This is a genomic window from Paraburkholderia sp. J63 (genome assembly GCF_905220245.1).
Taxonomy (GTDB): domain Bacteria; phylum Pseudomonadota; class Gammaproteobacteria; order Burkholderiales; family Burkholderiaceae; genus Paraburkholderia.
On sequence record NZ_CAJMZF010000016.1, the window covers coordinates 23134 to 37458 of the forward strand.

Annotated in this window: 14 protein-coding genes; 3 read left to right on the forward strand and 11 right to left on the reverse strand. The window is 65.7% G+C overall.

What is annotated here, in order from left to right; translation table 11 throughout:
- Positions 1–16: 16 nt before the first annotated feature.
- From yjdN to U5775_RS18615, 5 genes are all read right to left on the reverse strand, one after another.
- Positions 17–445: a VOC family metalloprotein YjdN gene (gene yjdN, locus U5775_RS18595; protein ID WP_322059562.1), complete on the reverse strand. Its 429-nt coding sequence runs from the start codon at positions 443–445 to the stop codon at positions 17–19.
- 378 nt (positions 446–823) lie between these two features.
- Positions 824–1783, reverse strand: coding sequence for a transaldolase (gene tal / locus U5775_RS18600; protein WP_322059563.1), 960 nt, complete (start codon positions 1781–1783; stop codon positions 824–826).
- Between the two features lie 421 nt (positions 1784–2204).
- Positions 2205–3422 (reverse strand): benzoate/H(+) symporter BenE family transporter, encoded by a 1218-nt coding sequence (locus tag U5775_RS18605; RefSeq protein ID WP_322059564.1) that lies wholly within the window; start codon positions 3420–3422, stop codon positions 2205–2207.
- Positions 3423–3491: 69 nt separating this feature from the next.
- Positions 3492–4664 carry a VWA domain-containing protein gene (locus U5775_RS18610; protein ID WP_322059565.1) on the reverse strand — a complete coding sequence of 391 codons (1173 nt, stop codon included), beginning with the start codon at positions 4662–4664 and terminating at the stop codon, positions 3492–3494.
- A gap of 46 nt (positions 4665–4710) precedes the next feature.
- Positions 4711–5562, reverse strand: a complete 852-nt coding sequence (locus U5775_RS18615; RefSeq protein ID WP_322059566.1) for a MoxR family ATPase — start codon at positions 5560–5562, stop codon at positions 4711–4713.
- A 379-nt stretch (positions 5563–5941) separates the two neighbouring features.
- Here U5775_RS18615 and U5775_RS18620 point away from each other — a divergent pair, with 379 nt between their 5' ends.
- Both U5775_RS18620 and U5775_RS18625 read left to right on the forward strand, forming a co-directional pair.
- On the forward strand, positions 5942–6307 hold the full coding sequence (locus U5775_RS18620; RefSeq protein ID WP_322059567.1) for a cytochrome c: 366 nt from the start codon (positions 5942–5944) through the stop codon (positions 6305–6307).
- A gap of 22 nt (positions 6308–6329) precedes the next feature.
- Complete coding sequence (locus tag U5775_RS18625) at positions 6330–6752, forward strand: c-type cytochrome (RefSeq protein ID WP_322059568.1); 423 nt, start codon at positions 6330–6332, stop codon at positions 6750–6752.
- 149 nt (positions 6753–6901) lie between these two features.
- Here the strand turns inward: U5775_RS18625 and U5775_RS18630 are convergent, their stop codons facing one another.
- From U5775_RS18630 to rsxB, 3 genes are all read right to left on the reverse strand, one after another.
- Positions 6902–7336, reverse strand: a complete 435-nt coding sequence (locus tag U5775_RS18630) for a DUF1841 family protein (protein ID WP_322059569.1) — start codon at positions 7334–7336, stop codon at positions 6902–6904.
- Between the two features lie 152 nt (positions 7337–7488).
- Complete coding sequence (gene nth / locus U5775_RS18635; protein ID WP_322059570.1) at positions 7489–8133, reverse strand: endonuclease III; 645 nt, start codon at positions 8131–8133, stop codon at positions 7489–7491.
- 34 nt (positions 8134–8167) lie between these two features.
- Entirely contained in the window at positions 8168–9139 is a 972-nt protein-coding gene (rsxB, locus tag U5775_RS18640) for an electron transport complex subunit RsxB (protein ID WP_415913602.1), read from the reverse strand.
- Between the two features lie 449 nt (positions 9140–9588).
- On the opposite strand from rsxB, the gene U5775_RS18645 reads away from it, so the two are divergent.
- Positions 9589–10221 (forward strand): TetR family transcriptional regulator, encoded by a 633-nt coding sequence (locus U5775_RS18645; RefSeq protein WP_322059571.1) that lies wholly within the window; start codon positions 9589–9591, stop codon positions 10219–10221.
- Positions 10222–10365: 144 nt separating this feature from the next.
- On the opposite strand, the gene U5775_RS18650 is transcribed toward U5775_RS18645, so the two are convergent.
- The 3 genes from U5775_RS18650 to U5775_RS18660 form a co-directional block, all read right to left on the reverse strand.
- Positions 10366–11643 carry a polyhydroxyalkanoate depolymerase gene (locus U5775_RS18650; protein WP_322059572.1) on the reverse strand — a complete coding sequence of 426 codons (1278 nt, stop codon included), beginning with the start codon at positions 11641–11643 and terminating at the stop codon, positions 10366–10368.
- Positions 11644–11945: 302 nt separating this feature from the next.
- Positions 11946–13823 carry a glycoside hydrolase family 15 protein gene (locus U5775_RS18655; RefSeq protein WP_322059573.1) on the reverse strand — a complete coding sequence of 626 codons (1878 nt, stop codon included), beginning with the start codon at positions 13821–13823 and terminating at the stop codon, positions 11946–11948.
- Positions 13824–14009: 186 nt separating this feature from the next.
- A complete protein-coding gene (locus tag U5775_RS18660) occupies positions 14010–14168 on the reverse strand; it encodes a DUF3096 domain-containing protein (RefSeq protein ID WP_322059574.1) in 159 nt (52 codons plus the stop codon).
- Positions 14169–14325 lie beyond the last annotated feature (157 nt).

Sequence of the window (14325 nt, forward strand, 5' to 3'; positions counted from 1 at the left end):
AGCGTTCTCGCGCCGTTCAGGCGGCGGGATTGTCGTGCGGCGCGCTGACCATCCACGGCACGCCGAACTTGTCGGTCAGCATGCCGAAGCCGGGCGACCAGAAGGTCTTCTGGAACGGCATCGTCACCTGCCCGCCCTTGGCGAGCGCGTCGAAGTGGCGCCGTGCGGCGGCGGCGTCGGTTCCCGTGAGCGAGACGCTAAAACCGGCGAACTTGTCGTTCTGCGTCATGCACCCGCCATCGGACATCAAGATTTGCGCGTCGCCGATCTGGAGCGTGGCGTGCATGATTTTTTCGGCGAATTCGGGCGGCATTGGGCCCTCCGGGTCGGGCGGCGCCTCCTTGAAGCGCATCCTGAACAGCTCCTGCGCGCCGAGCGCCTCGCGGTAGAACGCGATCGCTTCTTCGCAGTTGCCGTTGTAGAACAGATAGGGCTGGATTTGCATCGTCAATTTCCTTGCGGACTGGATCGCCGGGCGATCCCACGGTGGGCGATCCCGGGATGGCCGGTCCCATGAAGCCATGCCGCGCGGACTGGATGACGCTGCGCGGCAGGGCGGGGCCGGGATGGCGCGGCATAGGGCGCCGCTGCACTGATTCTAGGCGCTCCGGATGTCCAAATGCCTGTTTCGCGGGCCCGTGTCACCAGGGTTTGCGAGTGCGCAGACGGGAATGGAGTATGCGCGGCGGGGCGCCGCGAACGGGATCGTGCGCCCACCCGGCGCGGCATGCAAAAAGGGCCGCACAGGATGCCTGTGCGGCCCGACGGCGGCTCAATGAAGACTCAACGAAGGCTCAGTGGCCGCTCGATGGCGGCATCGCGATTAACGCGCGCGCAGTTCCTCGATCATCTTTTCGAGCTTGATCGCATCGGCGGCGAACGCGCGGATGCCTTCCGCGAGCTTCTCCGTCGCCATCGCGTCTTCGTTCATCTGGAAGCGGAACGACGGCTCGTCCACGGCCACGCACTCGATCTGCGCGTCCTTGAACGCTTCGGGCGAGAGCTTGCGCTCGACCTTGTCGGTGCTGTCGTGCAGCTTTTGCAGCAGGTCCGGGCTGATCGTGAGCAGGTCGCAGCCGGCCAGCTCGACGATCTGGCTCGTGTTGCGGAAGCTCGCGCCCATCACCTCGGTCTTGTAGCCGAACTTCTTGTAGTACGCGTAGATCTTGCGCACCGACTGCACGCCCGGATCGTTCGCGCCGCCATCCTTCGCATCGTCCCAGTCGGCGCCCTTGGCCTTCTTGTACCAGTCGTAGATGCGGCCGACGAACGGCGAGATGAGCTGCGCGCCCGCTTCGGCGCACGCGGCGGCCTGCGCGAGCGAGAACAGCAGCGTCATGTTGCAGCGGATGCCGTCCTTTTGCAGCACCTCGGCCGCGCGGATGCCTTCCCACGTGGACGCGAGCTTGATCAGCACGCGCTCGCGCGCGATGCCGGCCTGCTTGTAGAGGTCGATGATGTGATGCGCCTTGTCGATCGACTTCTTCGTGTCGAACGAGAGGCGCGCATCCACTTCGGTCGAGACGCGGCCCGGAATGATCTTGAGGATCTCGGTGCCGAAGGCGACCAGCAGGTGGTCGATGATCGATTCGACCGATTCGCTCGCATGATCGCGCACGGTTTTTTCGAGCAGCGGCCGGTACTCGGCCTTCTGCACGGCCTTGAGGATCAGCGACGGATTCGTGGTCGCGTCCTGCGGCTTGTACTGGACGAACTGCTGGAAGTCGCCCGTATCGGCGACGACGGTGGTGTACTGCTTGAGCTGATCGAGTGCGGTAGTCATGTCAGGCCTTGTGGGCGCATGCGCGCCGGCGTTGGTAGGAGTTGAACGGCCTCGCGCCCCGGAGCTGCGGGCTCCTGGCGCGAAGGGCGGAACGCGAAATGCAGAACGCCTGAAACGCCTGCACACCCGCAATACGTCACCGTAACGGCGCATGACGGGGCGCTGCGTCGCCGTCCCTGGCACGGTCATCCGCGAGTGCGGGGACGGAGCGCGATGCCGTGCCGGCGGGCACGGCGTACGCCACCATTTTATGGCGGATCGGGTGGCGGTGCGATGACGTGCGCGTCCGGGATGCGTCTCGCATGCGTTCGGGCATGCATCAGGCACGTCTCAGGCACGCGCCAAGGCGCCGCGCGGGTCGGCTCTGCAGGCGTTGCCGACGACTGCGCAAGTGCAGTGCCGCGCGACGGCCCTCCAGGTCTCACGCGCGCCGCGCGTTCAGGATCACCTGCGTGATCACCCCCGCCACGAGCCCCCAGAACGCCGCGCCGATGGAAAGCAGCGTGAGCCCCGAAGCCGTCACCATGAAGGTCACGAGCGCGGCTTCGCGCTCCTTCGGGTTCTGCATGGCGTTGGTGAGACCGCTCATGATCGAGCCGAACAGCGCGAGCGCCGCGATGGAGACCACGAGCGCCTGCGGAAACGCCGCGAACAGCGCCGCGATGGTGGCCCCGAAGATGCCCGCGATCAGATAGAAAATGCCGCACCAGACGGCCGCCATATAGCGCTTCGCGCGGTCTTCATGGGCGTGCGGGCCGGTGCAGATCGCCGCGGTGATGGCCGCGAGATTGATGCCGTGCGAGCCGAACGGCGCGAGTATGAGCGAGGCGATGCCGGTCGTGGCGATGAGCGGCGACGAGGGCGTGCTGTAGCCGTCGGCGCGCAGCACGGCGATGCCGGGCACGTTCTGCGAGGCCATCGCCACGACGAACAGTGGAATGCCGATGCTCACGATCGCCGAAACGGAGAACGCCGGCATCGTGAACACGGGCTTCGCGACGGCCACGCGGAAGTGGCTGAAGTCGAGCAGCCCGAGCGCGGCGGCCGCGGCCACGCCCACCACGAGCGTGCCGACGATCGCGTAGCGCGGCACCCAGCGCTTCATCAGCAGGTAGGCGAAGAACATCGTGAGCACGAGCGGCGTCTGCACCTGCGCGGCGTGGAAGATCTCGATGCCGATCTCGAACAGGATGCCCGCGAGCAGCGCCGCCGCGATACCGGCGGGCACGCGCTTCATCAGCGCATCGAACCAGCCGGTCACACCCACGGCCGTGAGCAGCAGCGCGCAGACGAGATAGGCGCCGATGGCCTCGGCATAGGGCACGTGCGGCAGCGAGCCGATCAGGAGCGCCGCGCCCGGCGTCGACCAGGCGATCACGGTGGGGGCGCGGTACCAGAGCGACAGCCCGATGGTGGTGAGGCCCATGCCGATCGAGAGCGACCAGATCCATGATGAGATTTGCGCCGGGGAAAGATGCGCGGCCTGGCCGGCCTGGAACATCAGCACGAGCGAGCTCGTGTAGCCGGTCATCATCGCGACGAAGCCCGCGACGATCGTGGCCACCGACGTATCGGCGAAGGGCCGCAGCGGTCCGGGCCGGAACGTCGATGGCAGGTCCGGGGACGAAGGCGCGTTCATGCAGGAAATCTCCTCGTTTTATGGTTGTGTGCGCAACGGTCTCGCCATGCGCCTCGCGGTACGGTGCCGCTATTTGCTCAATACGCGCATGGCCGTTTCGAGCCCCGCGACGGTGAGCGGATACATGCGATGCCCGAGTATCTCGCGGATGATCGACACCGACTGGCGATACTCCCATAGCCGCTCGGGCTCGGGGTTGAGCCACGCGAAATGCGGGAACTGGTCGGCGAGACGCCGCAGCCATACGGCGCCGGCCTCGGGGTTGTTGTACTCGACCGAGCCGCCCGGCTGCAGCACCTCGTAGGGGCTCATGGTCGCGTCGCCCACGAAAATGAGCTTGTAGTCGGGCGTGAACTTGTGCAGCAGGTCCCAGGTGGGCGTGCGCTCGGCGTGACGGCGGCGGTTGTTCTTCCACAGATAGTCGTAGACGCAGTTGTGGAAGTAGTAGAACTCGAGGTGCTTGAACTCGGCCTTCGCTGCCGAAAAGAGTTCTTCGGTGCGCTTGATGTGATCGTCCATCGAGCCGCCCACGTCGAGCAGCATCAGCACCTTCACGTTGTTGTGGCGCTCCGGGACCATCTTGATGTCGAGCCAGCCCGCGTTCGCGGCCGTGCTGCGGATGGTATCCGTGAGGTCGAGCTCTTCGGCCGCGCCTTCGCGCGCGAAGCGGCGCAGGCGCCGCAGCGCCACCTTGATGTTGCGCGTGCCGATCTCGACCTGGTCGTCGTAGTCGCGGTATGCACGCGCGTCCCAGACCTTCACCGCGCTGCGCTGGCCGCCTTCGCCGCCGATGCGGATGCCCTCGGGGTTATAGCCGCCGTTGCCGAACGGCGAGGTGCCGCCCGTGCCGATCCACTTGCTGCCGCCTTCGTGGCGCTCCTTCTGCTCCTCGAACAGCTCCTTGAGGCGCTCCATGAGCTTGTCGAGGCCGCCCATCGCCTCGATCTGCGCGCGCTGCTCGGGCGTGAAGTCGCGTTCGAGCTTCTTCTTGAGCCAGTCTTCGGGAATCTCGAAGGCCAGTTCGGACTTCTTCTCGATGCCGCGAAAGTACGCGCCGAACGCCTGATCGAAGCGGTCGAAATACTGCTCGTCCTTCACGAGCGTCATGCGCGCGAGGTAGTAGAAGTCGTCGAGCGAGGGCGCGATCACGCGCTCCTTGAGCGCTTCGACGAGCGTGAGGTACTCCTTCACGGAGACCGGCAGCTTCGCGTCTCGCAGCGTGTAAAAGAAGTCGATCAGCATGCGGATTCTCCGGCCTTGCGAGCTTGCCCCGCGCCTGGCGGTGGTCTTAGCGGTTGTGGCGGTTCATGTAGATGAGCCGCTCGAAGAGGGTCATGTCCTGCTCGTTCTTGAGCAGCGCGCCGGCGAGCGGCGGCATGGACTTCGAACCATCGGCCGCGCGCAGGGCGTCGGGCGGAATGTCTTCGGCGAGCAGCAGCTTGAGCCAGTCGAGCAGCTCGGAAGTCGACGGCTTCTTCTTCAGGCCCGCCACGTTGCGCAGCTCGAAGAAGCTTTCCATCGCCGCGTTGAGCAGATCGCGGCGGATGCCGGGGTAATGCACCTCGACGATGCGCTGCATCGTGGCCGGATCGGGGAAGCTGATGTAGTGGAAGAAGCAGCGGCGCAGGAAGGCGTCGGGCAGTTCCTTCTCGTTGTTCGACGTGATGATGACGAGCGGGCGCTGCTTCGCCTTCACGAGCTCGCGCGTCTCGTACACGTAGAACTCCATGCGGTCGAGCTCGCGCAGCAGGTCGTTGGGGAATTCGATGTCGGCCTTGTCGATCTCGTCGATCAGCAGCACGCTTTGCTGCTCCGACTCGAACGCCTGCCACAGCACGCCCTTCACGATGTAGTTGCCGATGTCCTTCACGCGCTCGTCGCCGAGCTGCGAGTCGCGCAGGCGCGAGACCGCGTCGTACTCGTAGAGGCCTTGCTGCGCCTTCGTGGTGGACTTGATGTGCCACTGCATGAGCGGCATGTCGAGCGCCGCCGCCACTTCCTCGGCGAGCATGGTCTTGCCGGTGCCGGGCTCGCCCTTGATGAGCAGCGGCCGTTTGAGGGTGATCGCGGCGTTGACCGCGAGCTTGAGGTCGTCGGTGGCGACATACTGCGAAGAGCCTTCGAAACGCGTGGCGCGCATGATCAACCGCTCGCTAAAAAAATCCCAGTATAAGTCAGAAGGGGTGTTGGGTCCGGGGGGGCTCGCGTATCGTTGGGTCCGCCCGATGCGGCACCTGTTTGTGGCTCGCGCCTGATGGGCGAGACGCATCAGGGATGACCCGCACGCCCCCACGCCGGACCGCCCGCGAATTTTCCATTCACGCCCGAGCCCCGTCCGGCGGGCCTGAGCGGGCGCCATGCGGGCGGCAGCCCGGTGGACGTGTGGCGGGGCGTCGCGGTATACTCGGACCGATTTTTTTCGGCCTGCACGGCGACCCAAAAGTAAAACAGCAGTAATGCGGCGCAGGCCGTGGCCTGCGGTTCGGGCGTTCGAATCCCCTCAAGCCAGGTTGGATGCTATGAAAAAAATTGTCGGCAAGCACGTCATGTTCGGAGCATTGACAGTGCTGGCGGGCTTCGCGGCCACGGCACACGCGGATGTCGTGGGCAACGCGAAGGCAGGGCAGGGCAAGGTTGCGATGTGTATCGGCTGTCATGGTATTCCCGACTACCGCACCGCCTATCCCGAGGTCTATCACGTGCCAATCCTGGGCGGCCAGAACGCGCAGTACATCGAAAACGCGTTGCACGGCTACAAGAAGGGCGACCGCCACTTCGGGACGATGCATGCGATCGCGTCGTCGCTGTCCGACCAGGACATCGCCGATATCGCGGCGTACTACTCGTCGCAGACGGCCGCCACGAAAAACAATCCCGAGAAGTAACCGGCACGGGACAGGAGAATCCATGAACAAGCCCTACACGGCCGAGCACACGTCTGCCCGCCGCGGCGGCATTGCTGCCCGCGCCTCGCTTCTCAAGACCGCTCTCGCGGTTTGCGCCACCGCAACGCTCGCGCTGGCCCTGCAGCCGGCGCAGGCCGCCGACGCCTCCAACGGCAAGGTGCTCGCCGACAGCCACAACTGCGCGGCCTGCCACGGCGTGAACCTGAACAAGCCGGTGAGCCCCGAGTATCCGAAGCTGGCGGGCCAGCACGCCGACTACGTCTACTGGGCGCTGCGCCAGTACCAGATGGGCACGGGCAACCCGAACTTCGGCCGCAGCAATCCGATCATGCAGGCGCAGGTGCAGAGCCTCTCGGAGCGCGATCTGAAGGATCTGGCCGCCTACGTCGAATCGCTCAAGGGCGATCTGGTCGAGAAAAAATAAGCGCGGAGCGGGCGTCATGCGATATGCATGATGCTGTGCACGAGTTGCGCGCGGATGCGAAACACCCCGTGTGAGATGCGTAGAGGCGTCTCACACGGGGTGTTTTTTCATGGCCTTTTCCCGTTTCTCAGTGGGGACCCGGCCGGAATTCAGTCGCGCGAGGCGCGCCGTTCGATGCGGGCGAGGTAAGCGTCGGTGTCGGGCGGCGTATTGGTGCGCTGGGCTTCCCAGATCGTCTCGCCGAGACATTCCATGATGGCGTGCTGCGCGTCGTGCGTGGAGCCCAGTCGCGCCGCGAGCCGCTCGTGCGCCGCGCGGATGCCCGGCGGCTGGTCGATCGAGAGCTGCTCACTGATCGCGAGATGCATCGACAGATGCAAAAAGGGATTGCTCTGGCCGCGCTCGGGCGAGTAGTCCTCGGCGGCGGCCGCTTCGGCGTCGGCGAGCTGTGCGTGGTACTCGGGATGCTCGACGATCCAGTCGGCGGCCATCGCTTCGAGCGGCGTGAGGATTTCGCCCGCGCGCTGCTTGCGCCAGGTCTCGGTGAAAAAGCGGCGGACTTCGTCGCGGCTGGGATTGAACATCGTGTCGTGCTTGAAACGTGCGGTGAAAAGGGCTCGGTAGCGAGCGCCTGAAGCGCTGCGAATCCGCCTGACGCGGCGGCTCAAGCCGCAATTTTACGCCGATGCCTTGATGCCGATGCATGCGCCCCGCGCCGGGGCGCCGGCGGGCCTCGTCAGAGCTCGGGCGGCGGCGTCTTCGGCTTGAATTCGCAGAGCGGCTCGATCACGCAATGCCAGCATTCCGGGCGGCGCGCCTTGCACACGTAGCGCCCATGCAGGATCAGCCAGTGATGCGCGTCCTGGCGGAATTCGGCCGGCGTGACCTTTTCCAGCGCCGTTTCCACGGCCTTCACGTCCTTGCCGGGCGCGAGACCGGTGCGGTTGGCGACGCGGAAGATGTGCGTGTCCACGGCGATGGTCGGGTGGCCGAACGCCGTGTTGAGCACCACGTTCGCGGTCTTGCGTCCGACGCCGGGCAGGGCTTCGAGCGCCTCGCGCGTCTGCGGGACTTCGCCGCCGTGCTGCTCGATCAGGATCTTGCAGGTGGCGATGACGTTCTTCGCCTTGGTGCGATAGAGGCCGATCGTCCTGATGTAGTCGGCGACGCCTTCCTCGCCCAGCGCGAGCACCGCCTCGGGCGTGTTGGCGACCGGAAACATCTTGCGCATGGCCTTGTTCACCGAGACGTCGGTGGCCTGGGCGGAGAGCATCACGGCGATCAGGAGTTCGAAGGGTGTCGTGAACTCCAGCTCGGTCGTCGGGTGCGGATCGAGGCTCTGGAAGGTTTCGTAGATGGCGCGGCGCTTGGTGGCGTTCATGACTGGTATGCGAGGGCCGTCCGCTCGAGGCGGCTCATGCGGGTTTGTCGTCGTGCGGAGGGTTGTCGTGTTCGCTGCGCTCGTTCTGGCCGCTGTTTTGTGCGGGCGGCTCGGGCGTGGCGGAAGGCGCTGCGGCGGGCGTAGCGGTGCCAGCGGTCTTGCCCGCGGCTTGCGCCGGAGCACCCGCATCGTCGCCGATACCGAGACGTTTGCGGCGAGCCTCGGCGGCATCGATTTGCGCCTGCACGTCGGCGCTCACGTGCTCGGTATTGCGCGGGGCAACGCCGTGCTCGGCCAGCTCCGCTTTCTTGCGCCGCGCACGTTCGAGCGCGGCCTGGATGATCGCTTTCTTCTTCGCTTCGGCATCGTCGGTGCTCGCAGGCGCGCTGGCCGGCGCATCGGGCACGGTGCTCGCAGCGGTTGAACCACCGGAAGCGGCCGCTCCCGCAGGCGCTGCAGCGGCGCGGCGCGCAGCAGCGCGCGCTTCGGCTGCGTTGCGCTCGGCGGCGAGCCGCGCCTGGCGGCGGTCGTGACGCACGCGGGCTTCATCGGCCTGCTGCTGGCTCCAGGCGTCCCAGCCCGTTGCGTTGCCGGTCACCGGAATCATCGCGATGCAGTCCACGGGGCACGGCGCGACGCACAGATCGCAGCCCGTGCACTGATCCTTGACGATGGTGTGCATCTGCTTGGGCGCACCGACGATCGCATCGACCGGGCACGCCTGCATGCACAGCGTGCAGCCGATGCACAACTGCTCGTCGATGAAGGCCACGGGGCGCGGCCGCTCGACGCCGTTCACGGGATTGATGGGGATCACCGGTTTGCCGAGCAGCCTGGCAAGGCGTGCGACGCCTTCGGCGCCACCGGGCGGGCACTGGTTGTAATTCGCGGTGCCGGCGGCGACGGCTTCGGCATAAGGCCAGCAGCCGTCGTAGCCGCACTTGGTGCATTGAGTCTGGGGCAGCAGATCTTCGATGCGATCTGCGAGTGTTCTGGAATCGTTCACGGTTGCGATTTCTGGGCGGGCCCGCCGGGCCTGGTCCGATGTCGCGCGTTTGACGAGAGCGGGTCTGGCCGGGCGGCGGCGTGGACAGGCGACGGACTGCGGGAGCGCAACGTCTGCGGGGCGCACGCACGCGTGCCAAAGCCCGCATTATCGCCGATTTCCCGCATTGCCATCGGCGGGGCATGTGCCATAATCAAAGCGCTTAATTCGAATGGCTGCGCGAGTGTTTGCACGCATGCGCGAGGCATCGGATCGAGTCCGCAGGACGGCGTCAAATACGCAGCGTCGGGCGAGGGGTCAAGACGACTGCAAACAAAGAAAGACCGGGAAGCGAAGGGTGTCAGTCCATTAACCCGGCGCGCTCCATGCCACGCTGCCGCAAGATGGGCTTGGAGAGGCCCGGCAGCGCAAAGTGGAAAGCCGCGCGCCTATTGAGCGATCCTGCCACCATGAATCAGACGAAAATCAAAAGAGATCCTGAAGGCACGCGCCGCCGCATCCTGCTTGCCGCAGCGGAAGAATTCGCGAGCGGCGGCCTGTTCGGCGCCCGCGTCGACCAGATCGCGCGCCGCGCGGAAACCAACGAGCGCATGCTCTACTACTACTTCGGCAGCAAGGAGCAGTTGTTCACTGCCGTGCTGGAGCACGCATTCGGCGCATTGAACGAGGCCGAACGCGCACTCGATCTCGCCGGGCTCGCACCAGTCGAGGCGATCACGCGGCTCGCGCATTTCGTCTGGGATTACTACCGCGATCATCCCGATCTCCTGCGGCTCGTGAACAACGAGAACCTGCACGAGGCGCGCTATATGGGCAAGTCCACGCGCATTCACGAGATGGTTTCGCCGATCGTCGCCACGCTCGGCTCCATTCTTGCGCGCGGCGAGGCCGCGGGGCTCTTTCGCGCGAACATCGATCCGCTGCGCCTCTATGTGACGCTCTCGGGCATGGGCTACTACATCGTGTCCAATCGCTACACGCTCAACGCCACGCTCGGACGCGACTTCAGCACGAGCGCCGAGCGCGCCGAGATCATCCAGCTCAACACCGAGATGCTGCTCGCGTTTCTGATGCGCAAATAAGGCGCTAACGATGCGCAACCGGGCACGCAACTAAAGTGCTGCAAATGAAAAACGCCGCGCCCTGTTCGATCAGGGCGCGGCGTTTGATATCGTGCTTCGATTACCGCTTCGAGATTCTTTAGCACCCGAAAGCGTCGTTGCCCGTCAGGCCACGGCGCTTTCTTTTGCGTTCTGCTTCGCGCGTTGATGCTGGCGGATGAAGTCGCGCAGTTGCGGATAGATGATCGTGCGCCAGCGGCGGCCCGAGAAAATACCGTAATGGCCGCACTTTTCCGCGGTCAGATGATGCTTCTCGTGCTCCGGGATGCCCGTGCACAGATCGTGCGCGGCGCGCGTCTGGCCGGAGCCCGAGATGTCGTCGAGTTCGCCTTCGATCGTGAAGAGCGCCGTCTCGCGGATGTCCTGCGGACGCACGCGCTCACCGGCGACGTCCCACGTGCCCTCGGCGAGGCTGAACTCCTGGAACACCGTGCGGATGGTCTCGAGGTAATACTCGGCGGCCATGTCGAGCACCGCGTTGTATTCGTCGTAGAAGCGGCGATGTGCTTCGGCATCCTCTTCGTCGCCGCGCAGGAGGCTTTTGTAGAAGTCCCAGTGCGCGGTGGTGTGGCGGCCCGGATTCATCGCGACGAAGCCTGCGTGCTGCAGGAAGCCCGGATAGACCGCGCGCCCTTCGCCCGGATAGTTGGCGGGCACCGTGTGAATCACGTTGTTCGCGAACCATTCCATCGAATGCTCGGTGGCGAGCGAGTTGACCGCCGTGGGGCAGCGGCGCGCGTCGATCGGGCCGCCCATCATCGTCATGGTGAGCGGGGTGGGCTCGCCGCGGCTCGCCATCAGCGAGATGGCCGCGAGCACCGGCACCGTGGGCTGGCACACCGAGAGCACGTGCAGGTTCTTCGCGCCGATATGGCGGATGAATTCCTGGATGTACGCGATGTAGTCGTCCAGATGGAACGGACCGGCTTCGAGCGGGACCATGCGCGCGTCGATCCAGTCGGTGATATAGACCTTGTGGTCCTGCAGCAGCGTGCGCACGGTGTCGCGCAGCAGCGTCGAGTGGTGGCCCGAGAGCGGCGCGCACACGAGCACCACGGGCTCGTCCTTGAGCGCGGCGACGGCGGCGGTTTCGTCGGCGAAGCGCTTGAAGCGCAGCAGCCGGCAGAACGGCTTTTCGATGATGGTCTGCTCGACGATCGGGATGTTGAAGCCATCCTTCTCGATCTGGCGGATATCGAATTCAGGCTTCTCGTAGTCCTTGCCGAGACGGTAGAGCAATTCGTAGCCCGCCGCGAGGCGCGTGGCGCCCGGCACGAGCGAGAACGGGCTCGACGGGTTCGAGAACGACTTGGAGGCGGCCTGGGCCCAGGCGGTAAGCGGGCTCAGCAGGGCGCGCTGAAATTCACGGATTTGGTAGAGCATGGACGCTCCGGCATCAGAGGCGGTTCGCCCCCGGGCCGCGCTGGATGAGCACGGCGCAGAAGCGGGCCGGTAAGTTGGTCAATTAGCCTGTTTATCGGCTTTGCAGTCGGCCGCTCAAGCGGCGCGGCACACGGCTTGCCGCGAGCCAACGCGAATCCTCGTGCCAGAAACCGCCATCCGGTTTCCGGCCAGGTCCGATCGTTGTGCAACGCAGCAACGCAGATTTCAAGTGTAGCGCACTTGGGGCACGGGCATGGTCGCTTTCGTGCAGTATCGAACCTTTTTTATCCCTTTTCGTCGCTTTACGACGCCGTACTGGTCGTCGTCGCGAGGTCCGATTCGATCGGCGGAACGCCGCCAACCGCCGGATGCCCCGTCGCCCGGGCCATTTCCTGCTCGTGGCGCATCAAATTGAGGCCCGTATGGACGAGCGCCACATGCGAGAACGCTTGTGGGAAATTTCCCACAAGCCGGCCTTCGATCGGGTCGTATTCCTCGGCGAGCAGCCCGACGTCGTTGGCGAGCGCGATCAGGCGCTCGTACATCTTGCGCGCGTCGTCCATGCGGCCCTGGAGCGCGAGGTTGTCCACCATCCAGAAGCTGCAGGCGAGGAACGCGCCTTCGCCGGGGGGCAGGCCGTCGTTGAACTCGGTGGTGCGGTAGCGCATCACAAAACCTTCACACATCAGGTCGCGCTCGATGGCCGTGACCGTGCCCGCGATGCGCGGGTCGGTCGCGGGCAAGAAGCCCACGAGCGGCATGAGCAGGAGGCTCGCGTCGAGATCGGTGCCGCCATAGATCTGCGTGAACGAGTTGAGCGCGGGATTGAAGCTGCGCTCGCAGATGGTCGCGTGGATGGTGTCGCGCAGCGTGCGCCAGTGATCGAGCGGGCCCGGCAGGTCGAATTTTTCGGCCGAGCGGATGCAGCGGTCGAACGCCACCCACGCCATGACCTTCGAGAACGTGAAGTGCTGGCGTCCGCCGCGCGTCTCCCAGATGCCTTCGTCGGGCTCGGTCCAGATCTTCTCCAGATGCTCGAGCATCGCGCACTGGATCGACCACGCGGTTTCGTCGGCCTGCAGACCGCCCACGCGCGCGAGATGCAGCGCGTTCATGACTTCGCCATAAACGTCGAGCTGCAATTGCCCGACCGCGTTGTTGCCCACGCGCACCGGCTTCGCGCCTTCGTAGCCCGGCAGCCAGTCGAGCTCGAACTCGGGCAGGCGGCGCTCGCCGGCGAGGCCGTACATGATCTGCAACTGCGAGGGCGAGCCCGCCATCACGCGGCCGAGCCACGCGCGCCAGGCGCGCGCCTCGTCGTAATAGCCGCCGCGCATCATCGCGAGCAGCGTGATGGTGGCGTCGCGCAGCCAGCAGTAGCGGTAGTCCCAGTTGCGCGTGCCGCCCAGTTGCTCGGGCAGCGACGTGGTGGGCGCGGCGACGATGCCGCCCGTGGGCTCGAACGCGAGCGCCTTGAGCGTGATGAGCGAGCGGCGGATGGGCTCGGCCCAGCGGCCCTCGACGGTGCCGCGCGCCGACCACTCCTCCCAGAAGTTCTCGGTGCGCGCGAGCGCCGTGAACGGGTCGCGCGGCGGCGGCAGGCGCAGATGCGAGGCCGCGTAGGCCATCGAGAACGGCACGCGCTCGCCTTCGCTCACGTCGAATTCGGCGACGGTGCGCATGTTCTCGCCCTGGAGGTCGACGGGCGTGCGCAGCACCACGGTGTCCGGGCCGACCGTGGCCTTGATGCCGCTCTCGTAAGTGAGGCGGCTCACCCACGGCACGGAAAAGCCATAGTCGAAGCGCAGCACGAGCTCGCACTGCATGCGCACGGTGCCGCGCCGGCCCACCACGAGCCGCACGAGCTCGCTCCAGCCATTGCCGGGCGGCATGAAGTCGATGAGCGTGACGGCGCCCTCGGGCGTCTCGAAGTCGGTTTCGAGGATCAGCGTGTCGCCGCGGTAGCGGCGCGTGGTCTTGATTTCGGCCTGGGCGCCGTCGGCGGGCGGGACGGGCGCAATCAGCCAGCGGCCGTTTTCCGGAGTGCCGAGCAGCGCCGCGAAGCACGCGCCGGAGTCGAAGCGCGGCCAGCAGAGCCAGTCGATGGAACCGTCGCGGGACACAAGCGCGGCCGTATGGCCGTCGCCGATCATTGCATAGTCTTCGATGAGTGCAGGCATGGTAAGCAGATTGACAGCATTACGCTTGGGCCCGTTACGAACAGGAACAGGCCCGCGGATAGGGCACATGCACGCACAAGAGTAGTGGGTGCGGGGGGACTCGCGCAACGCGTTTTACTGCCCGCCGCGCACAAAAGACCGATGCGGGAACTTTCGCGAAGGCGCGGCCGGCATCAACAGCCGGCATCAAAAATGCCCGAGATGCCCGCCGACGCCGAAGAGCCCGATCAAGCCGATGATGATGAGATATAGCGCAACGATGTAGTTGAGCAGGCGCGGCACCACGAGGATCAGGATGCCGGCGATGAGCGCGACGAGCGGGCCGATGGCGACATGGACGTCCATAGTGTTTCTCCCACGGTGTTGGATAGCCGGGCGTGGCGAAGCATGAAGTGCGCTGCGCGCCCAACGCCCAGCCGCGCGCAACGTCTCTTATACTGGGCTTCAAACCCTCATAACATTCGCGCGGCAGATCGGTGTTCGCGCAATGCTCGTTGGCATC